General features: G+C 67.7%; 18 protein-coding genes and 2 pseudogenes. 11 read left to right on the top strand and 9 right to left on the bottom strand.

Translation table 11 applies throughout. The features are described from left to right. Positions 1–73: 73 nt before the first annotated feature. Positions 74–2,873 (top strand): annotated as a pseudogene (locus tag CSW60_RS14275) (TonB-dependent receptor); the annotation flags it as partial. Positions 2,874–3,073: 200 nt separating this feature from the next. Here CSW60_RS14275 and ahpF read toward each other — a convergent pair. The 4 genes from ahpF to CSW60_RS14295 all read right to left on the bottom strand — a co-directional run bounded on the left by ahpF (position 3,074) and on the right by CSW60_RS14295 (position 6,586). Next, complete coding sequence (ahpF, locus tag CSW60_RS14280) at positions 3,074–4,657, bottom strand: alkyl hydroperoxide reductase subunit F (protein ID WP_099538015.1); 1,584 nt, start codon at positions 4,655–4,657, stop codon at positions 3,074–3,076. Between the two features lie 193 nt (positions 4,658–4,850). Beyond that, complete coding sequence (gene ahpC / locus CSW60_RS14285; RefSeq protein ID WP_099538016.1) at positions 4,851–5,414, bottom strand: alkyl hydroperoxide reductase subunit C; 564 nt, start codon at positions 5,412–5,414, stop codon at positions 4,851–4,853. A 399-nt stretch (positions 5,415–5,813) separates the two neighbouring features. Beyond that, complete coding sequence (locus tag CSW60_RS14290) at positions 5,814–6,212, bottom strand: hypothetical protein (RefSeq protein ID WP_099538017.1); 399 nt, start codon at positions 6,210–6,212, stop codon at positions 5,814–5,816. Between the two features lie 2 nt (positions 6,213–6,214). After that, entirely contained in the window at positions 6,215–6,586 is a 372-nt protein-coding gene (locus CSW60_RS14295) for a DUF4870 domain-containing protein (protein ID WP_099538018.1), read from the bottom strand. 230 nt (positions 6,587–6,816) lie between these two features. Here CSW60_RS14295 and CSW60_RS14300 point away from each other — a divergent pair, with 230 nt between their 5' ends. After that, positions 6,817–7,344, top strand: a complete 528-nt coding sequence (locus CSW60_RS14300; RefSeq protein WP_099538019.1) for a fasciclin domain-containing protein — start codon at positions 6,817–6,819, stop codon at positions 7,342–7,344. 62 nt (positions 7,345–7,406) lie between these two features. Here CSW60_RS14300 and CSW60_RS14305 read toward each other — a convergent pair whose 3' ends face one another. The 3 genes from CSW60_RS14305 to CSW60_RS14315 are packed head-to-tail and all read right to left on the bottom strand — an operon-like array spanning position 7,407 to position 9,144. Then, positions 7,407–7,955: a hypothetical protein gene (locus CSW60_RS14305; protein ID WP_099538020.1), complete on the bottom strand. Its 549-nt coding sequence runs from the start codon at positions 7,953–7,955 to the stop codon at positions 7,407–7,409. Between the two features lie 5 nt (positions 7,956–7,960). Next, positions 7,961–8,365 carry a dihydroneopterin aldolase gene (gene folB / locus CSW60_RS14310; protein WP_201723063.1) on the bottom strand — a complete coding sequence of 135 codons (405 nt, stop codon included), beginning with the start codon at positions 8,363–8,365 and terminating at the stop codon, positions 7,961–7,963. 14 nt (positions 8,366–8,379) lie between these two features. Next, positions 8,380–9,144, bottom strand: a complete 765-nt coding sequence (locus CSW60_RS14315) for an SDR family oxidoreductase (RefSeq protein WP_099538021.1) — start codon at positions 9,142–9,144, stop codon at positions 8,380–8,382. A 171-nt stretch (positions 9,145–9,315) separates the two neighbouring features. Between CSW60_RS14315 and CSW60_RS14320 the strand changes: the two genes are divergently transcribed. Next, the gene (locus CSW60_RS14320) at positions 9,316–9,786 is read left to right on the top strand and encodes an NUDIX domain-containing protein (protein WP_099538022.1); all 471 of its coding nucleotides are present in this window, start codon (positions 9,316–9,318) and stop codon (positions 9,784–9,786) included. Positions 9,787–10,033: 247 nt separating this feature from the next. Continuing rightward, positions 10,034–11,473: an aldehyde dehydrogenase family protein gene (locus tag CSW60_RS14325; protein WP_099538023.1), complete on the top strand. Its 1,440-nt coding sequence runs from the start codon at positions 10,034–10,036 to the stop codon at positions 11,471–11,473. Positions 11,474–11,559: 86 nt separating this feature from the next. Here CSW60_RS14325 and CSW60_RS23190 read toward each other — a convergent pair whose 3' ends face one another. Further along, entirely contained in the window at positions 11,560–12,390 is an 831-nt protein-coding gene (locus CSW60_RS23190) for a DUF3800 domain-containing protein (RefSeq protein WP_143324190.1), read from the bottom strand. Between the two features lie 270 nt (positions 12,391–12,660). Between CSW60_RS23190 and CSW60_RS24380 the strand changes: the two are divergent. Next, positions 12,661–12,795 (top strand): annotated as a pseudogene (locus tag CSW60_RS24380) (hypothetical protein); the annotation flags it as partial. A gap of 13 nt (positions 12,796–12,808) precedes the next feature. On the opposite strand, the gene CSW60_RS14335 reads toward CSW60_RS24380, so the two are convergent. Further along, entirely contained in the window at positions 12,809–13,321 is a 513-nt protein-coding gene (locus CSW60_RS14335) for a hypothetical protein (RefSeq protein ID WP_099538025.1), read from the bottom strand. Between the two features lie 343 nt (positions 13,322–13,664). Between CSW60_RS14335 and CSW60_RS14340 the strand changes: the two genes are divergently transcribed. The 6 genes from CSW60_RS14340 to CSW60_RS14370 all read left to right on the top strand — a co-directional run bounded on the left by CSW60_RS14340 (position 13,665) and on the right by CSW60_RS14370 (position 18,910). Next, positions 13,665–13,826 carry a hypothetical protein gene (locus CSW60_RS14340; protein ID WP_099538026.1) on the top strand — a complete coding sequence of 54 codons (162 nt, stop codon included), beginning with the start codon at positions 13,665–13,667 and terminating at the stop codon, positions 13,824–13,826. Beyond that, positions 13,826–14,008: a DUF3606 domain-containing protein gene (locus CSW60_RS14345; protein ID WP_066730332.1), complete on the top strand. Its 183-nt coding sequence runs from the start codon at positions 13,826–13,828 to the stop codon at positions 14,006–14,008. Before CSW60_RS14340 ends, CSW60_RS14345 begins: the two co-directional genes overlap by 1 nt. A gap of 63 nt (positions 14,009–14,071) precedes the next feature. Continuing rightward, entirely contained in the window at positions 14,072–14,254 is a 183-nt protein-coding gene (locus CSW60_RS14350; RefSeq protein ID WP_099538027.1) for a DUF3606 domain-containing protein, read from the top strand. An 836-nt stretch (positions 14,255–15,090) separates the two neighbouring features. Continuing rightward, positions 15,091–16,626, top strand: coding sequence for a class I SAM-dependent methyltransferase (locus CSW60_RS14360; protein WP_099538028.1), 1,536 nt, complete (start codon positions 15,091–15,093; stop codon positions 16,624–16,626). Positions 16,627–16,728: 102 nt separating this feature from the next. After that, complete coding sequence (locus CSW60_RS14365; RefSeq protein ID WP_099538029.1) at positions 16,729–16,944, top strand: hypothetical protein; 216 nt, start codon at positions 16,729–16,731, stop codon at positions 16,942–16,944. A gap of 97 nt (positions 16,945–17,041) precedes the next feature. Further along, the gene (locus CSW60_RS14370; RefSeq protein WP_099538030.1) at positions 17,042–18,910 is read left to right on the top strand and encodes an AMP-binding protein; all 1,869 of its coding nucleotides are present in this window, start codon (positions 17,042–17,044) and stop codon (positions 18,908–18,910) included.

The raw sequence follows: 18,910 nt of genomic DNA on the forward strand, positions 1-18,910 counted from the left end.
ACGTCCCCACGCGATGGAGATCGCGGTCCCGTCATCAAGCTTTTAAAAAAACGAGACGTGGACGTCACGCGACGGCCCTAACGCCGCCCCAAACCGTCGGCGCCCAAATTGTGGCGGCCCTCCCCCGGCGGAAGAAGTTTGGGGATCTTACAATGTCTCGCACCAAGATCGCGCTCCTGGCGGGCGCGGCTCAATTCGTCATGGCCCTGGTCGCGCCGGCCGCCCATGCCCGGGTCGCCGACCCCGCGCCCGCCGCCGAGCCGGCCGACTCCGTCGACGCCGTCGTGGTAACCGGTTTCCGCAAGTCGCTGGGCGCCGCCCGCGAGGCCAAGCGCTCCAGCGCCATCGTCACCGACGTGATCGTGGCCGAGGACATGGCCAAGTTCCCGGACCTGAACCTGGCCGAGTCGCTGCAACGCCTGCCGGGCGTGGCCATCAACCGCGAAGGCGGCGAGGGCCGTCGCGTCAGCCTGCGGGGCCTCGGCCCCGACTTCACCCGCGTCCAGCTGAACGGCATGGAAGTGCTGGGCAACGTCGACTCGCCGATGGACAGCCGCGGCCAGACCTCGCGCGACCGGGCGTTCGACTTCAACATCTTCGCCTCGGACCTGTTCTCCAAGGTCGACGTGCGCAAGTCGTTCTCGGCCGAGCAGGACGAAGGCGGCATGGCCGGCACCGTCGGCCTCTACACCGCCAAGCCGTTCGACTATTCGGGGACCAAGGCGGCCCTGTCGATGCAGGGCGGCACCAACAGCGCCACCAAGGACTTCCAGCCGCGCGGCGCGGCGATGATCAGCAAGAACTGGGACGACAAGTTCGGCGCGCTGTTCTCGGTGGCCTACTCCAAGCGCAAGACGCAGGAGCAGGGCTACAACACCTACGCGGCGCCCACGACCAAGGCCCTGGCGGCGAACGTCGTCAACCTCAGCGCCGCCGACGCGGCCAAGGCCATGAACGGCGAGTTGATCTTCCAGCGCGGCAACCGCCTTACGGTCTGGGAGTCCGACCAGGAGCGCCTGGGCCTGACCGGAGCGCTTCAGTGGCGTCCGGTCGAGACCCTGACCTTCACGCTGGACGCCCTGCACGGCAAGTTCACCAACGATCGCAGCGAGAACAGCCTGGCCACCCGCGCCACCCTGAACTCGACGGTTCTGGGGACGACCACGCCGCACTCGGGCAATCTGGTCAGCCCGGCGCCGGTGCTGAACTCGATCATCTACGACAAGTACAACAGCGTCGTTTACGCCGATGTCTCCAACACGGTGTTCGCCACCGAGACCCGCCGCCAGCAGACGAAGAACACCTTCGACCAGGTGGTGCTGACCGGCGAATGGAAGCTGACCGACAAGCTGACGATCGATGGCCACGTCGGTCGCGAGACCTCGGACTACGATATTCCGATCTCGGACAAGTTCTACACCGAGGCGTTCGGCGGCCTGATCACCGACTATCGCGGCGACACCGGCAAGAACACCTACAAGTGGGACACCACCGATCCGAACAACTACCGGGCCCACGAGATCGATTTCTCGGCCACCTACCAGAGCACCGAGCTGAAGAACGGCGAGTTGAACGGCGCCTACGCCTTCAACGACGACTTCGTCCTGAAGGGCGGGGTGTCGTATCGCGGCTTCGAGAACTCCGGCTACACCCAGACCAACGACGACGTGAACAAGACGGCCTGGGAAAAGGGCACGCTGGATGACCACGTCACCAGCTACTACACGATCTTCGACCAGCACGACGCCCAGTCGTGGGTGAATGTCGACTTCGACAAGGCCCTGGCCGCCTACGGCGTCACCCGCACCCTGGGCGCGCCCAAGAGCATCTATTCGGTCAAGGAAGAGACGAACGCCGGCTATCTGCAGCTGGACTGGAAGGCCCAGTTCCTGGGCAAGACCATCCGCGGCAACACCGGCCTGCGCGCCTACGACACCGACCTGACTTCGTCGGGCGTCATGGCGGTCAAGGGCGTCAACACCCCGACCGTGGCCAAGAAGAGCTATTCGGGCGTGCTGCCGGCCTTCAACGCGGTGATGGAGGTCTCCGACCAGTTCCAAATCCGCGTCGCGGCCGCCAAGAACATCAACCGTCCGGCGCTGGCCGCCTACGCCATGAACGGCACGATCAGCGTCGACGGCGCCAACGTGTCGGTCTCGACCGGCAACCCGAACCTGGAGCCCTACAAGTCCGACGAGTTCGATCTGGTCGCCGAGTGGTACTTCGGCGGCGTCGGCATGCTGACCGCCGGCGTGTTCCACAAGAACATCGACGGCCTGGTCGCCAGCCAGACGGTCAACAACGTCACCTACGCCAGCACCGGCCTGGCCGAGGGGCTCTATCCAGGCGTGACGGGGTCGACGATCGTCGCCACCTACACCCGCCAGGTGAACCTCAACAACGCCAAGCTGACGGGCCTGGAGCTGTCGGCCCAGAGCGACTTCTTCTTCCTGCCGGGCGCGCTGAAGCACCTGGGCGCGGTCGCCAACCTGACCCTGATCGACTCCTCGACCACCAACCTGATCAACGGCAAGCCGCAGAAGACCGACATCTTCGGCCTGTCGGACGTCAACGCCAACGCCACGCTGTACTATGAGACCGCCAAGTACGGTGGTCGCGTCTCGGCCAACTACCGTTCGGACTATCTGATCGACAGCGGCGGCTTCAACGCCACCACCTATGTCGACGCGGCGGCCTTCTATCAGCTGACCCCGCGCATCCGTCTGTCGCTCGACGCGATCAACCTGACCGACGAGCGCGAAGAGCAGTACAACAGCTACAACAACGGCTTCGGCCAGACCGGCGCCAAGCGCCTGTGGAACTACACCACCAGCGGCCGCACCGTGTTCGTGGGCGCCAACATTCAGTTCTAAGGACTGGAGCCTAGAGACGACGAAGCCGCCCGGGAGCGATCCCGGGCGGCTTTTTGTTGGGAGGGTGCTTAGCGCCCCCTCCGGCCCTCCGGGCCACCTCCCCCGCTACGCGAGGGAGGATGGTCGGCTTCCTCCTCACCCGTGTAACGGGGGAGGTGGCGCGCGGCGAAGCCGCGTGACGGAGGGGGCGCTCAGCGATCCTACGCCGCGACCTGCGAGGCCTCCGCCGGCAGGCGGATCAGGTAGTCGAAGGCGCTGAGCGAGGCCTTGGCCCCTTCGCCCATGGCGATGATGATCTGCTTGTACGGCGTCGTGGTCGCGTCGCCGGCGGCGAACACGCCCGGGACCGAGGTCTCGCCGCGATAGTCCACCTCGATCTCGCCGCGCGGGGTCAGGGCCACGCCCGAGTCCTTCAGCCACTCGGTGTTGGGCACCAGGCCGATCTGCACGAACACGCCTTCCAGGTCGACGCGGTGGGTCGCGTCGCCGTTGCGGTCCTTGTAGGTCAGGCCGTTCACCTTGGCGCCGTCGCCGTGGATCTCGGTGGTCATGGCCGAGGTGACGATCTTGACGTTGGGCAGGCTGGCCAACTTCCGTTGCAGCACGGCGTCGGCGCGCAGCTGGCTGTCGAACTCGATCAGCGTCACGTGCGCCACGATGCCGGCCAGGTCGATGGCCGCCTCGACGCCGCTATTGCCGCCGCCGATCACCGCCACGCGCTTGCCCTTGAACAGCGGGCCGTCGCAGTGCGGGCAATAGGCCACGCCCTTGTTCTTGTACTCGGCCTCGCCGGGCACATTGACGTTCCGCCAGCGGGCCCCGGTCGACAGGATCACGCTCTTGGACTTCAGGCTGGCGCCGTTCTCGAGCTTGACCTCGATCAGGCCGCCCGGGGTCTTGGCTGGAATGAGGCCCACGGCCTTCTGCAGGTTCATCACGTCGACCTCGTAGTCCTTGACGTGCTGCTCCAGCGCCGAGGCCAGCTTCGGGCCTTCGGTGTGCGAGACCGAGATGAAGTTCTCGATGTCCATGGTGTCGAGCACCTGGCCGCCGAAGCGCTCGGCCGCGACGCCGGTGCGGATGCCCTTGCGGGCGGCGTAGATCGCCGCGGCCGCGCCGGCGGGGCCGCCGCCGATCACCAGCACCTCGAAGGCGTCCTTGGTCTTGATCTTCTCGGCCATGCGGTCGGCCGCGCCGGTGTCCAGCTTGGCCAGGATCTGCTCGACGTCCATGCGGCCTTGGCCGAACGGCTGGCCGTTCAGCAGGATGGTCGGGACAGCCATCACCTGGCGTTCCTCGACCTCGGCCTTGAAGAAGGCGCCGTCGATGGCGACGTGGCGGATGCGCGGGTTCAGGGCGCTCATCGTGTTCAGGGCCTGCACCACGTCGGGGCAGTTCTGGCACGACTGCGAGAAATAGGTCTCGAAGCGGTAGTCGCCGTCCAGGCTCTTGATGCGCTCGATCACCTCGGCGTCGAGGCGTGGCGGGTGGCCGCCGACGTGCAGCAGAGCCAGCACCAGCGAGGTGAACTCGTGGCCCAGCGGCAGGCCGGCGAAGCGCACATCCGCATCGCCCGAGGCGCGCGTGATGGCGAAGGACGGCTTGCGTTCGTTGTCGCCGGCCAGGTTCAGGCTGACCTTGTCCGAGGTGGCGACGATGTCTTCCAGCAGGGCCTTCATCTCGGCCGAGCCGGCGGAGTCGTCCAGCGACGCGACCAGTTCGATCGGCTGGCGCAGGTTCTGCAGATAGGTGGTCAGCTGGGTCTTCAGACCGGCGTCCAGCATGATGGGCTCCCTGGTGGTTTGGGGAGTGGAAAGGGCGTTCGATTGTCGGGGAGAACGATCGAACGCGGCGTACGATCGAGAAGGGTGCGCCGCCGCCGGCCTTTTTGCCTGGAGCCCTTCTTGTCCGATCTGATCGAAGTGATCAGATCGGAAAGGCTTCAAGCGACCGGTGGCGACGCGGGTAGCTCAGGTCTTAGATCTTGCCGACGAGGTCGAGCGACGGGGCCAGGGTCTTTTCACCCTCTTCCCACTTGGCCGGGCAGACCTCGCCCGGGTGGCTGGCCACGTACTGGGCGGCCTTGACCTTGCGCAGCAGCTCGGCGGCGTTGCGGCCGATGCCTTCGGCGGTCACTTCCATGAACTGGATGACGCCTTGCGGGTCGACCAGGAAGGTGCCGCGGTCGGCCAGGCCGACGCCCGGACGCATGATGTCGAAGTTGTTCGTCACCAGGCCCGACGGGTCGCCGATCATCGTGTACTTGATCTTGCTGATCGCCGGCGAGCTGTCGTGCCAGGCCTTGTGCGAGAAGTGCGTGTCGGTCGACACGGCGTAGATCTCGACGCCCAGCTTCTGGAACGTGTCGTAGTTGTCGGCCAGGTCTTCCAGTTCGGTCGGGCAGACGAAGGTGAAGTCGGCCGGGTAGAAGAAGAAGATCGACCACTTGCCCTTCACGTCGGCATCGCTGACCGTGACGAACTTGCCGTCCTTGAAGGCCTGGGCGGTGAAGGGTTTGATCTCGGTGTTGATCAGCGACATGGGGCGCTCCGTTGAAAGGATGCGCTGTCTTTAAGGCTCGGCTAGCGATCGAGCAAATTGATAAATCTTCTGGACGGAATAGAGCGGCTCTATGGCGTCTGGGCGGCGGCGAGGATCTCGCCGCCGCCGCGCCGGCGGACATGCCGTGTGCGGACGGTCCGTGACGGGAAGGGCGGTCCGTCCCCTCGGCGAGCAGGCTCGCCGCCGCCTTTCCCGATGTCGCGCGGATCACCCCCAGATGATCCAACCGCCCGCCGACTCCGCGCCTCCCCAGACGCGAATGTCCGCCAGGGGCGCAAGTGAAGGAAGCGATGGGGCCAGGTCGAGAGGCGAGGCCCCGTCTGGACGCCGCGGGGGAGCGGGCGACCAGACGGCGGGCGCCCGCCGCCCCGGGCGCCTCTAAATCAGCCAGCTCAGCGGGCGCGGATAGGCTTCGCCGCGCGACAGGTAGTAGATGCCGGCGATGCAGCGGGCGATGAACCACAGGCTGATCCCCCCCATGAGGAGGCCGCCCGCGATCAGTCCCGGAATGCCGATCAGGAAAAAGCTCGGGATAATGCTGAGCAGGAAGATCGCCAAACCCAGCAGGAAGCCAGCGATCGACAGCCAGAAGCTGCGGATGGCGAAGGTGAAGTGGCTTTCATTCACGGGGCCGGCGCTGTCGCGGCTGACATAGGCCACGATCAGGCCGACGATGAAGGTCAGGCCGTTGGCGAAGCCCAGCAGGTACAGGCCGTAGACGACCGCCGGCAGCAGCTTGTCCTCTTCGGGGCGTTCGGTGACGAGGGTGTCGGTCATGATCAAAGCATCCAGCTCTTGGGCGTGGGATAGGGTTGGTTCTTGAACAGGTTGGACAGGCCGATGATCCCGCGGACGATCACCCACAGGCCGACCGCGACCATCAGCACGACGCCGACGCCGATCACGGTCAACAGACCCGAAATCACGGCGAACAGCACGGCCAGCCAGAAGGTCCGGATCTGGAACTCGTAGTGGCTGGCCAGCCATTCGGGCGCGTCCTTGCGGCTGATGTAGGCCAGGATCGCGGCGATGGCGCAGGTGAGGCCGCCGGTCGGCGGGCCCGCGATCAGCAGGGCGTAGCCGATCCCCGGCAGGGTCTTGTCGTCCTGCAGCCGGGGCGGGACGGCGGGGTCTATCGAAGGGTCTGACACGGTTTTGAGCCTAGAGATATCGTCGTTGGCCCAACGATCGCGCCGCCGGGGTCGCGATGCAAATGAAGGTGGCGTCATGACGCCGTTTTCACCTTCGGCCGCGAATCTTACGAAAAAGTCATGTTCGCCCAAGCCATCCGCTGGGGCGTGGCGGCCGTAGAGAAGACCGACAACGCGCGCTGTCGACTTTCTCCCATCTCTTCCCCCCAACCGATGGAAGGTCCCACAAGATGATGCGTTCGATCCTGCGCCGCACCGCGGTGCTGGCGCTCGCCGCCACGGCTCTGGCCACCCCCGCCCTCGCCGCCGACAAGCCCAACATCGTCGGCGTCGCCGCGGGCAATGCGGACTTCTCGACCCTGGTCACGGCGGTCAAGGCCGCCGGGCTCGTCGACACCCTGTCGGGCGCGGGTCCGTTCACGGTGTTCGCCCCGACCAACGCCGCCTTCGGCAAGCTGCCGGCCGGCGCGGTCGAGACCCTGGTCAAGCCCGAGAACAAGGCGACGCTCACCAAGATCCTCACCTGCCACGTCGTGGCCGGGAAGGTCGAGGCCAAGACCCTGCTCGGCGCCATCCAGTCCAACGGCGGCGGCTACACGATCAACACCGTCGGCGGTTGCCAGTTCAAGGCGGCGGTCGAGGGCGGCAAGGTCGTGATCACCGACGAGAAGGGCGGCAAGAGCACCGTCACCGCCACCGACGTCGCGGCCAGCAACGGCGTGATCCACGTGATCGACAGCGTGCTGATGCCCCGCTGATCGAAACCTCTCTTTCCCTCCGCTGACTGCGCACGCCCCGGCCGATGGTCGGGGCGTTTCTTTTACGGCAGGAGGTCGGCTGGCGGATCGTGCGGGTCGAAGGCGCGGCCGGCGCCGATCCAGGGCAGGGCGGCGGTCAGCAGCAGCAGCACGAAGACCATCCGCGCGGCCATGTCGATCCCGACGGCGACCATGCCGGCGCTCAGCGAGAACGCCAGCGTCGCGATCGCGCCCAGGGCGGTCAGGGCGATCATGCCGGTCAGGGCCGCCCGCGCCTCCAGCCGGGCGACGCCGAACCGGGCCTTGGGCGAGAGGTCCGCGCCGACGGCGGCGAGCGCCCGCGCCAGGGTCGAGAAGCTGGGCAGCCGATCCTCGAACCGGCCCGGGCCCTGGTAGCTCTGCGAGACGATCAGGATCCGCCGCCGGCCGAAGGTCAGCAGCAGGCTGCGCTGGCGTCCGTCACGGCCCACGGCCAGGCGATAGCGGGTCAGGCCGCTCAGCGGAAAGCGGCGCTGGCCCTTGCCGCGCGTCTCCACCAGGACCCCGGGCTCCAGCGTCCAGACCGTCTCGGCCTGGAGCGGGGAGAGCCGGGCGCCGTGGCGGATGCTCATCGGATCTAGCCTCGGACGGCGGTGATCTCGACGCCGGCGGCGGCGGCGTGCGGGGCGAGAGCCAGGGGCTTTTCGACCCGCACCCGGGCGCGGGTGACGCGCGGATCGGCGAAACAGGCCTGGGCCAGGCGCTCGGCGAAGGTCTCGACGAGGTCGATATGGCCCTCGGCGACGATGGCGCGGGCGGCCTCGCCGACCATTTCGTAGTTCACGGTGTCGGGCAGGCGCTCGCAGTGGCTGGCCGCCACGTCCAACTCGACATCGACGACCAGCGGCTGCATGCGGCCGTGCTCGTGATCATAGACCCCGATCTGGGCCTCGACCTTCAGGCCGCGCACGAAGACCTTGGTCACGATGACGCGCGCCAGGTCCTGAGCAGGAGCGGTGTCGGGGAGCGGAGCTGCGGCCAAGGGCGGCCTCTCTATTACGGAGCGACGATGTCCGGCGTCTTCCAGCCCAGGTGCTGGCCGCCGTCCACGGCGATCATCTGGCCCGTGACCGACGTGGCGTCAATGAGATAGCGCAGCGCGCCGGCGATCTCGTCGGGCGTGGCGCGGCGTTGCAGGAGGGTTCCGGCGGCCTCGGCCTGGAACTCGCCGGGCGCCTGGTGGACCGAGGGCAGGACTGGGCCGGGGCCGATCGCGTTGACGCGGATGCGCGGCGCCAGCGCTTGAGCCAAGGTCTGGGTCGCCCACCACAGGCCGGCCTTGCTCAGGCTGTAGCTGAAGAACTGCGGATTGGGCCGCCACACGCGCTGGTCGATGATGTTGACGACGAGGCCCGCCCGATCCGCCGGCAGGGCGGCGGCGAAGGCTTCGCTGAGCACCAGCGGCGCGCGCAGGTTGGTCTCGAGGTGCAGGTCCCAGGTCTGGCGGGACAGGGTCCCGACGCGGTCGTCCTCGAAGGCCGAGGCGCTGTTGACCAGCAGGGTGACGGGAAGGCCCAGCGCCTCGGAGGCCTGGGCGATTAGGCCGCCCGTCTCGGTCTCGCTTGTGAGCTCGGCGCGGACCAGGGCCGCGCGGCGGCCCAGCGACCGCACGTCGGCGGCCGTCTCTTCGGCCTCGTCGGCCGAGGCGCGGTGGTGGATGGCGACGTCGTAGCCGGCGCGGGCGGCCTCGAGAGCCAGGGCCCGGCCGATCCGACGCCCCGCGCCGGTGACCAGGGCCGCGCCGCGCGCCGAACCAGACATCAGTCGATGCGGCCGAACTCGGACAGGTTCAGCGTGCAGACGACGCCCAGGAAGATGGCGATGACGAGGATCGCGAGCATGGCGCGGCTCCGAAAGAGAAAGACGTTATGGCCTCGGCTTTAGCGGTCGAGGGGACTGACCGCAAGGCCGGCCCGCGCTACTACCTACCCCATGCTCTGGCGCCGCCGTATCGAACCGTTCACCCGTCCCCTGGTCTACGCCTTCTTCCGCGTCGCGCGGGGGCTGACCCTGGGCGTGCGGGCGGTGGTCACGGACGAGGGCGGCAAGGTCCTGCTGATCCAGCACACCTACATCAAGGGCTGGTACCTGCCCGGCGGCGGTGTCGAGCGGGGCGAAACGGCCGAGACCGCCGTGGTCCGCGAGCTGGCCGAGGAGGCCGGGGTGCGCGCCCTGAGCCGCCCGCGCCTGGTCTCGGCCCACAGCAACGAGGTCCTGCATCCCGGCGACCACGTCCTGGTCTATCGCATCGAGACCTGGGAGCCCTGCGCCAGCAACGCGGCCGGCGAGATCTGCGCGGTGGGGTGGTTTGATCCGCATGACTTGCCGGAAGAGACCACACGAGCGACGCGGCGACGGATCGCCGAGGTGCTGCACGGGGAGGAGCCGGACGCGATGTGGTGAAGCGGGCAAGCGCCCCCTCCGTCTCGTCGCTTCGCGCCGATCCACCTCCCCCGTTTGCACGGGGGAGGATGACATCCTCCTCACCCGCGAAGCGGGGGAGGTGGCGCGATGCGTAGCATCGTGACGGAGGGGGCGCTGCGCGTTACCCCCTTCACACCTGATCGCCGATCACATTAAATGCTTGTTTGAAGGCGCCCGCCGTCTCTCCCAACTAGAGCGGGCGATCCCATACGGGCAGGAGAACGTCATGCGCGACTACACCAAGTTCTACATCGACGGCGCCTGGGTCGATCCCGCCCAGCCCAAGACCCTGGACGTCATCAACCCGGCCACCGAAGAGGTCGCGGGCGTGATCTCGATGGGCTCGGCCGCCGACGTCGACAAGGCCGTGCGCGCCGCGCGCAAGGCCTTCGCGACCTTCTCCCAGACCAGCCGCGAGGAGCGCATCGACCTGCTGGAGCGGATCATCGCCGAGTACCAGAAGCGCTTCGAGGACATGGCCAAAGCCATCACCGAGGAGATGGGCGCCCCCGCCTGGCTGGCCCAGCGCGCCCAGGCCGCCATGGGCATCGGCCACGTCCAGACGGCGCTGGCCGTGCTGAAGGACTACAAGTTCGAGGAAGATCGCGGCACGACCCGCATCGTCAAGGAGCCGATCGGCGTCTGCGGCTTCATCACCCCGTGGAACTGGCCGGTGAACCAGATCGCCTGCAAGGTCGGCCCGGCCCTGGCCGTCGGCTGCACCATGGTGCTGAAGCCCTCGGAAATCGCGCCGTTCAGCGGCTACATCTGGACCGAGATCATGCACGCCGCCGGCGTCCCGGCCGGGGTCTTCAACCTGGTCAACGGCGACGGCCCCACGGTCGGCGCGGCGCTGTCCAGCCATCCCGAAGTCGACATGGTCTCGTTCACCGGCTCGACCCGCGCCGGCATCGAGGTGGCCAAGAACGCCGCCCCGACCGTCAAGCGCGTCCACCAGGAGCTGGGCGGCAAGAGTCCCAACATCATCCTCGACGACGCCGACTTCCAGAAGGCCGTCGCCGGCGGCGTCGCCTCGGTGATGCTGAACTCGGGCCAGTCGTGCAACGCCCCGACCCGCATGCTGGTCCCCGGCAAGCGCATGGACGAGGTGATCGCCATCGCCAAGGCCGCCGCCGAGGCCCACAATGTCGGCGACCCCAACGGCAACGCCAAGATGGGCCCGGTGGTCTCCGAGACCCAGTGGAACAAGATCCAGGGCCTGATCCAGAAGGGCATCGACGAGGGCGCCACCCTGGTCACCGGCGGGACCGGCCGTCCGGAGGGCCTGGACAAGGGCTACTACGTCAAGCCCACCGTCTTCGCCAACGTCACCAACGACATGACCATCGCCAAGGAGGAGATCTTCGGCCCGGTGGTCTCGATCCTGGGCTACGACACGGTCGAGGAAGCCGTCACCGTCGGCAACGACACCGAGTACGGCCTGGCGGCCTATGTCTCGGGCGGCGACCAAAGCGAGGTCCGCAAGATCGCGAGCCAGCTTCGCGCCGGCCAGGTGAACCTGAACGGCGCCAGCCCCGACCTGATGGCCCCGTTCGGCGGCTACAAGATGAGCGGCAACGGCCGCGAGTGGGGCGACCACGCCTTCGGCGAGTTCCTGGAGACCAAGGCGATCCTGGGCTACTCGGCGAAGGTGGCGGCGGAGTAGGGCTTCTGGCTCTGAGTTAGCTGGATTTGGAGAGGGCGGGGCCGGGAGGCTCCGCCCGAATACTCTTAGGGGCGGACCTTCGAGTTCTATCCAGGTTGAACGGCATTCGGCCAGGCGCGATGAAGATGCCACATGAAAGTGGCATAAGAGGAAGGTCCTTCCCAATCGCTCATGTTGAGCGGCTCACCAAAAATTGCGTCGAGAAATACGTCGCCGTCCTTTTGTCTGCTGAAGCCTCTTCTTAAGCCAAAGGCCACCGCGTCAGCGATCTGTAGGAAAGGGCTTTCTGATTTTTCTTGGAAATGTACCCCGTCTCGAATTCGCTCCGAGGAAAATTCAGGTTCTTGAATCGTTTGCCCTGCAGAAATTTCTAGTTGAGTGCGGCGCAGTAGATTTTGGTCCAGCTGCCTCGGGTGCTCTCTTAATGTCCTAAGTCCAAGCTTTAAAAAGCGGTGCATTTCTGGGATGTTCTCGACAACGAGGGTGGCGACTTCATCTTCTGTGCCGTGATCTCTGATATATTTGTCAGCTCTGCCAACGGCCCCTATGAAAGCCATTAGGTGACGGAATTGTGCTTGGGACATTAGCCCCTGAACATCTATCTCAGGTGCTGACCGTCGAACGATTCCAAAGGAAATTGGGATTTCGAGTCTTCGTGGCAGCGACATCATTCCTATGAGAAGTGCAAGTCGCTCCTCTCTATCCCAACCCTCGCGAAACTTTGGGTTGCTCCAAATTGATGTGCTGTGAAAGAGAAACCCTGTCCGATGATGCTCTGGCACGTAGTCGTTTCGTAGACTATTGAGTTCGTTCTCTGCCGGGCGAAATTGTGTATCGGCATGCACGACAATGCCCGCCACCACTGTTACAGGTTCATGGTCGGCGGTTCCTGCTTCATCCATATAGATGTACCGCAACTGCTCATCCCTATCAGTGGTGCAGAAAAAGCCCGCTTTTCCGCCTTTCATAGTGTAGCCGCACGAAGTGCGGACCCAACCTTACATCTCTTGGAGGCAGCAGCGTGCCGGACTGACCAGGTCAGTCAAGGACCGGCTCCGCCGGCCGCTCCGCGGCGACGCGCAGCGTCGTCCTTGAGTGACCTGGACAGCCCGGCGATCGTCTCGCCGTGAGATGTAAGGATGGCTCCCTTCCCGGGGCGGGAAGGGGTCTCCCACGAAACCTACAACAAGCTCCGTCATTCCCGCCCTCGTGGCGGGAACCCCTCTATCCGCCGCAAGGGCGGGAGAGGCGGATCGCTGGCGATCCGCTTGCGCCGCACGTGCGGGCTGAACCAGGGGTTCCCGCCACAAGGGCGGGAATGACGGTTGGCAGAGGTTAGTTCGCGCCTTCCGGCGGCGGCGGAACAGGCGAGGGCAGGGTCAGGTCCTGGTCCGCATAGGCGGTCATCATCGTGCCCTTCTTGATGCTGACGTCCTTGCCCTTGATGAAGGGCGCGGCGGGCCAGAACAGGATCACGGTCGCCACCGTCGCGCCCACCCTGGTCTCGCCCTTGGCGCCCTTGTTGGCGCGCAGGCGGATGCGGTCGTCTCCGACCTTCAGATACAGCAGCCGGATGTTCAGCTTGCCGTTCTTGCCCAGCATGCCGTTGTCGCGGGCCTCGACAACCTCGCCGACGCCGCGATAGCCGGCGCGCAGCACCGTTCCGTCGGACAGCTTGACGTCGTCGTCCAGGCTGATGGTGAAGCGGTCGCCTTCGTGGGCGGTCGAGCTGGACAGGGCGTCCTCGACCCGGATCTGGAACTCGGTTCCCTCGGAAACGACGGGTCCGGCCAAGGCAGGGCCAGCCAGCAGGGCCGCGACGAGGCCCAGAGCCGTGATGGTCTTCATGTGATGTATCCCCCCAAAGTTGCGAGGGAGGCTATGGCCTAGTTATCCGGGCGTCCAGGTTGGATAACTGCGTTCTTGGGTATTGGGCGGCGATCGTCTCGCCGCGAGATGTAAGGATGGCTCCCTTCCCGAGGCGGGAAGGCGCGCGCGAAAACCCTCTCCCATCGGGAGAGGGCGGGGCCCGCCGCCGGAGGCGGTGGGAGGGTGAGGGGCTCCAAGGTCGGCCGGTCCAGGCGCGGTCGTTCCCTACTTCGGCCCGACGGGGCGCAACCCCTCACCCTCCCGCGCTTCGCGCGGGTCCCTCCCTCTCCCCGTGGGAGAGGGTTTCAGGTACGCTCCCCCCATGACCACCGCCCCGCCTGACGAGACCCCCATCCAGCGCGCCCTGCGCCTGAAGCAGGCGGCGCTCGATGCGCGGCCCAAGCCGCCGCGCGGGGGCAAGTTCCAGCGCCAGCAGGCCGCGCGGGTCGCGACCGGCGCCGCCAAGCCGTGGATGAGCCGCTGATGGCCGGCCTCAAGGACAAGCGCGGCTTCATCGACAAGGACCGGCTGGACCTCTCAGAGCGCCAGGCCGTCGAGTACTGGATGAAGCGCTGGGGCGTGACCCGCGACCAGATCACCGCCGCCCACCGCAAGGTCGGCAAGATGACCAAGGACATCGCCGCCGAGCTCGGCAAGAAGCGCTGAGGGGCGTCGGGCGGAACCTCCTGCCGCTCTCCCGGATTCGACTCGGGAGAGAAGGAGACCGCCATGTCAGACGACAAGACCAAGACCGGCCCGCAAGACGCCGCCCGGATCAATGTCAACGAGCCCTACGAGGTGCGCTACTGGACCGAGGTCCTGGGCGTCACCGAGGACGTCCTGAACGAAGCCGTCGAACGCGCCGGAACCAGCGCCGAGGACGTGCGGGCCTATATCGCCAGCAATAGCTGAGGGGCGGCAATGTCTCTCTCCTCCCCCTTTGGGGGAGGGGGACCAGCGAAGCTGGTGGAAGGGGCCCTGTGCGGAGGGGCTACATCCTGTGATCGGCCGTTGCGTCGTCTTGATCTTACGGACCGTCGCCAGCTCGGCTGGCCCCTCCACCGCCGTTCGGCGGTCCCCCTCCCCCGATGGGGGAGGAGAGCGGATCTACGAGCGTTCGCGGCGCTCTATCATCCGCGTATCCAGAATCGAAACGAACGATTTCAATGACTTCTCACTTTTACACGCCGCTCTGTGATCCGCGTTGAATCGCGCCCCATACTTTTCCTCACCCGATGGCTTGGAAGGGACGTCCGGCCGGCGATCGTGACGGCTGTCGGGGGTGGTCGAGCGGGACAGGGTCTGGGCTGAAATCGCCCGGACGGTCCGGGGACCGGGTCGCCAGCCCGGCCCGCCCGCCGGGGGCCTCTTTCGGAAGCGGGTTAAAACCCCGCGCGTCGAAGGCTCACCGGATAACGGCTGCGCGGAGCGTTTGGCTTCGTCGAAACGGTACTCACTACCCATAATCCGGACGGATGTCCGGGCGCTCCGCGTCCCCTTCCACACCTTCAGCGAGCGATCGCGTGAAGCGGCGGCGGCGTGTCTTGGGCTGACCAGATCCTCCCCCGCGATGCGGGGGAGGTGGCCCAGAGGGCCGGAGGGGGCTAGCTCGGCGCCCGTCCAACTCGCCCCCTCCGTCGCTCCGCGACACCTCCCCCGCATAGCGGGGGGGAGGAACTTGAAACGCTCACCCCCTTGCCCCCGCCCGATCCCCGGCCCACCGTGACCCTGACTCGGGGAGAGCGCGGATGAACGAAGACTGGAGCGCCGGCTATGTGGTCGAGACGGGGTACACCTACGGCGCCTATCCGGAGCTGAACCCGGTCCGCTCGGCCTTTCCGCTGCTGCTGAAGGGCCTGCGGGCGCCGAAGATCGAGGCGGCCTGCGAGCTGGGCTTCGGCCAGGGCTGCTCGGCGGCGGTGCACGCGGCGACCCAGGCCGACATCGACTGGTGGGGCTGCGACTTCGCCCCGGCCCAGGCGGTGTTCGCTCGCGACCTCGTGGCGGCCAGCGGCGCGCGGGCCCACTTCTTCGACGACGCCTTCGACGAGTTCGCCGAGCGGCCGGGGATGCCGGAGTTCGATTTTGTCTCGCTGCACGGCGTGTGGAGCTGGGTCAACGACGCGGCGCGCGAGAAGATCGTCGCGTTCCTGCGCCGCAAGCTGAAGCCCGGCGGCCTCGTCTACATCTCGTACAACACCCAGCCGGGCTGGGCGATGGCCGCGCCGCTGCGCCACCTGATGAAGCGCCACGCCGAGACCCTGGGCGCGCCGGGCCTGGGCCCCGCCGCCAACCTGGACGCGGCGCTTTTGACCATGCAGCGCTTCTTCGCCGAGGACCCCGTTTATTCGCGGCTCAATCCCGGCGTGATCGACCGGCTGGAGGGCCTGCTGAAGCAGGACCGCGCCTACATGGTCCACGAATACATGAACCGCGACTGGCATCCGATGTGGTTCGCCGACGTCGAGGCGCGGCTGGCGAACGCCAAGCTGTCGTTCGCGACCTCGGCCTACATGCCCGACCAGGTCGAGGAGCTGAACGTCTCGCCCGGCATGGCCGGCTTCCTGCGCGAGCTGCCCGATCCGTCGCTGCGCGAGACCTTCCGCGACTTCGCCGTCCAGGCCCAGTTCCGCCGCGACTACTGGCTGCGCGGTCTCTCGCCCCTGGCCGCCGCCGACCAGCGCCGGGCCCTGCGCGACCAGCGCGTGGTGCTGGCCCGGCCCGCCGGCCAGCCGCTGGAGAAGGCGCGCGGGACCTTCGCCGAGGTCGCCCTGGGCGGCCCGCTGTACGACGCGATCCTCGAGACCCTCGGCGACGGCCAGCCCCGCCCGATCGGCGAGCTGGAGGCCGCCGCGCCCGCCGGCACGCCCTTGCCGCAGCTGACCACGGCCTTGGCCCTGCTGATGGCCCAGGGCGTGGTCGCCTCGGCGCAAGGCGCGGAGACCGCAGCGCGCGGGGCCGGAACGGCGCGGGCCCTGAACCTGGAGCTGGCGCGACGGGCGGCCGAGGCGACGAACCTGGGCTTCCTGGCCTCGCCCGTGACCGGCGGCGCGGTGACCGCCCAGCGCTTCCACCAGCTGTTCTGGCTGGCGCGGGAGCGGGACGGCGGCGGTCCGGCCGACTGGGCGGCCTTCGCGGCCCGCGCCCTGGCCGAGCAGGGCCAGGCGCTGCTGGCCGGCGGTTCGCCCCTGCAAGGCGACGCGGCCCAGGCGGCGCTGCAGGCTCAGGCGGTCGCCTGGGCGGACACCGTGCTGCCGTGCTGGCGCGGGCTGGGCATCGCTTAGCTCAGAGGGACAGAACGTCGCAGGGACGGGCGGCGTCAGGCCTGCCATCGTCGAGACGTCTTTCGAGGGATTCGAAAGTCGCGCACGGCGGGAGGGACCGGCATGGCGGGTCTGGACGTGGGGGGCGTTGAGCTTGAGTTCGCCTGTCCGCGCTGCGGCGGCGCCGCCCGCGCGACGATCGAGGCGGTGCGGTTCCTGCCGGTGATCGACTGCGCCTGCGGCGAGCGGTTCGGCGTCTGCCTGGAGACCTTCGCCCAGCAGGTCTCGTCCGCCGAGGCCGCGGCCAAGGCCGCTCGGCGGGCGCGCCGCCGGGCCTGACACGGCCGACAAGGACGTTCTCCCTACGTCAGCCTTGCCGCGCGGCGGGTTTGGGCTCACGCTCAACAGAACAACGATAACTTGAGGGAGTGAAACCATGACGCCGCCCGACGGCGGCTCGCCGGTGCGCGAGCCTTCGACCGCTCCGTTCAAGCCGCTGCCGATGAAGGGCCCCGACGTCAGCGTCGAGCGCCGGGCCGACGGCTCGATCGTCATCACCTCGAACCACGCGCCGGGCGAGGGTCCGCGCTCGATCGCCCATCTGTTCGCCCAGAAGGCCGCCGAACATCCGGAGCGGCCCTATCTGAAGCAGCGCGAGCCGAACCACGGCCCCTGGCGGCAGGTGACCTATGGCGAGGCCCTGCGCCAGGTCGAGGGGATCGGCCAGTGGCTGCTGGACCAAGGCCTGACGCCGGCCGACAGCGTCATGATCCTGTCCTCCAACGCGATCGAGCACGCCCTGATGACGCTGGGCGCCTACGCCGCCGGCGTCCCGGCCGCGCCGGTCAGCCCCGCCTACAGCCTGATCTCGACCGACCACGCCAAGCTCAAGCACTGCTTCGAGCGCGTGGCGCCGCGCGTCGTCTTCGCCCAGAGCGGGGCGATGTTCGCCAAGGCGATCGAGACCTTGAAGGCGCTGGACCCGAGCCTGCTGATCGTCACCGCCGACGGGACGGGCGAAGGGGCGATCCCCTATGCGACCGTGGCGGCCACCGCGCCGACCCCGGCGCTGCGGGCGGCTCTGGAGGGCGTGGGTCCCGAGACCGTGGCCAAGTACCTGTTCACCTCCGGCTCGACCGGCCTGCCCAAGGCCGTCCCCCAGACCCACGGCATGATGGCCGGGGTCATCGCCGGCCAGGAAGGTTTGCGCGCCGAGGAGCCAGAGACCGGCGAGGTCTCGCAAAGCCTTGAGTGGATGCCCTGGAGCCACATCTCGGCCGGCAACATCACCTTCAACGCGGTGATCTGGGGCGGCGGCACCCTGCACATCGACGAGGGCAAGCCGCTGCCGGGGATGTTCGAGACCACGATCAAGAACCTCTACGAGGTCTCGCCGGTCGTGTTCGGCTCGGCCCCGATCGCCTTCTCGATGCTGGCCGAGGCGATGGAGAAGGACCCCGCGCTGCGGCGGTCGTTTTTCAAGAACCTGCGCTACATGGGCTATGGCGGCGCGACCCTGTCCAACGACGTCTATGAGCGGATCCAGGCCCTGGCCGTGGCCGAGACCGGCCACCGGATCCCGCTGACCACCATGTACGGCGCGACCGAGACGCAAGGCGTCACCGTCACCCACTGGGTCACCGAACGGGTCGGGTTGGTCGGCCTTCCCCTGCCGGGCGTCCAGCTGAAGCTGGCGCCCAGCGGCTCGAAGTACGAGGTCCGGGTCAAGGGGCCAACCGTGGCGGCCGGCTATCACAAGGACCCGGAGAAGACCGCGGCGGCCTTCGACGAGGAGGGCTTCTACCGCCTGGGCGACGCGGCGCGCTTCGTCGATCCGGAGGATCCTGCGAAGGGCCTGGTGTTCGACGGCCGGGTGACCGAGGACTTCAAGCTGGACACCGGCACCTGGGTCAGCGTCGGCGTGCTGCGACCCGACCTCGTCGCCGCCTGCAGCCCCTACATCCACGACGCGGTGATCACCGGCCAGGACAAGCCGTTCATCGGCGCGATGCTGTGGCCCTCGCCCGCGGGCCTCGCGGCCCTGGTCGCGGACCCGGGGCCGGGCACGCCGCTGGAGAAACTGGTGGCGATCCTGCGCGAGCGGCTGTCGGCCTTCAACGCGGCGGCGGGCGGGTCGTCGCGGCGCGTGGCGCGCTTCACGATCCTGACCGAGCCGCCCTCGATCGACGCCGGCGAGATCACCGACAAGGGCTACGTCAACCAGCGGGCGACGCTGGAACGCCGCGCCGACCGGGTCGAAGCCCTCTACGCCAAGGAGCCGGGCGAGGGGGTCTTCGCGGTCTGA

Source organism: Caulobacter sp. X, from assembly GCF_002742635.1.
Lineage (GTDB): Bacteria > Pseudomonadota > Alphaproteobacteria > Caulobacterales > Caulobacteraceae > Caulobacter.

Coding starts and splice junctions, on each gene's coding strand:
- ahpF (WP_099538015.1), bottom strand. CDS start 4,657: ATGCTGGACGCCGGTCTGAAGACCCAGCTGACCACCTATCTGCAGAAC.
- ahpC (WP_099538016.1), bottom strand. CDS start 5,414: ATGTCGCTGATCAACACCGAGATCAAACCCTTCACCGCCCAGGCCTTC.
- CSW60_RS14290 (WP_099538017.1), bottom strand. CDS start 6,212: ATGACCGACACCCTCGTCACCGAACGCCCCGAAGAGGACAAGCTGCTG.
- CSW60_RS14300 (WP_099538019.1), top strand. CDS start 6,817: ATGATGCGTTCGATCCTGCGCCGCACCGCGGTGCTGGCGCTCGCCGCC.
- CSW60_RS14305 (WP_099538020.1), bottom strand. CDS start 7,955: ATGAGCATCCGCCACGGCGCCCGGCTCTCCCCGCTCCAGGCCGAGACG.
- CSW60_RS14315 (WP_099538021.1), bottom strand. CDS start 9,144: ATGTCTGGTTCGGCGCGCGGCGCGGCCCTGGTCACCGGCGCGGGGCGT.
- CSW60_RS14320 (WP_099538022.1), top strand. CDS start 9,316: ATGCTCTGGCGCCGCCGTATCGAACCGTTCACCCGTCCCCTGGTCTAC.
- CSW60_RS14325 (WP_099538023.1), top strand. CDS start 10,034: ATGCGCGACTACACCAAGTTCTACATCGACGGCGCCTGGGTCGATCCC.
- CSW60_RS14335 (WP_099538025.1), bottom strand. CDS start 13,321: ATGAAGACCATCACGGCTCTGGGCCTCGTCGCGGCCCTGCTGGCTGGC.
- CSW60_RS14340 (WP_099538026.1), top strand. CDS start 13,665: ATGACCACCGCCCCGCCTGACGAGACCCCCATCCAGCGCGCCCTGCGC.
- CSW60_RS14345 (WP_066730332.1), top strand. CDS start 13,826: ATGGCCGGCCTCAAGGACAAGCGCGGCTTCATCGACAAGGACCGGCTG.
- CSW60_RS14350 (WP_099538027.1), top strand. CDS start 14,072: ATGTCAGACGACAAGACCAAGACCGGCCCGCAAGACGCCGCCCGGATC.
- CSW60_RS14360 (WP_099538028.1), top strand. CDS start 15,091: ATGAACGAAGACTGGAGCGCCGGCTATGTGGTCGAGACGGGGTACACC.
- CSW60_RS14365 (WP_099538029.1), top strand. CDS start 16,729: ATGGCGGGTCTGGACGTGGGGGGCGTTGAGCTTGAGTTCGCCTGTCCG.
- CSW60_RS14370 (WP_099538030.1), top strand. CDS start 17,042: ATGACGCCGCCCGACGGCGGCTCGCCGGTGCGCGAGCCTTCGACCGCT.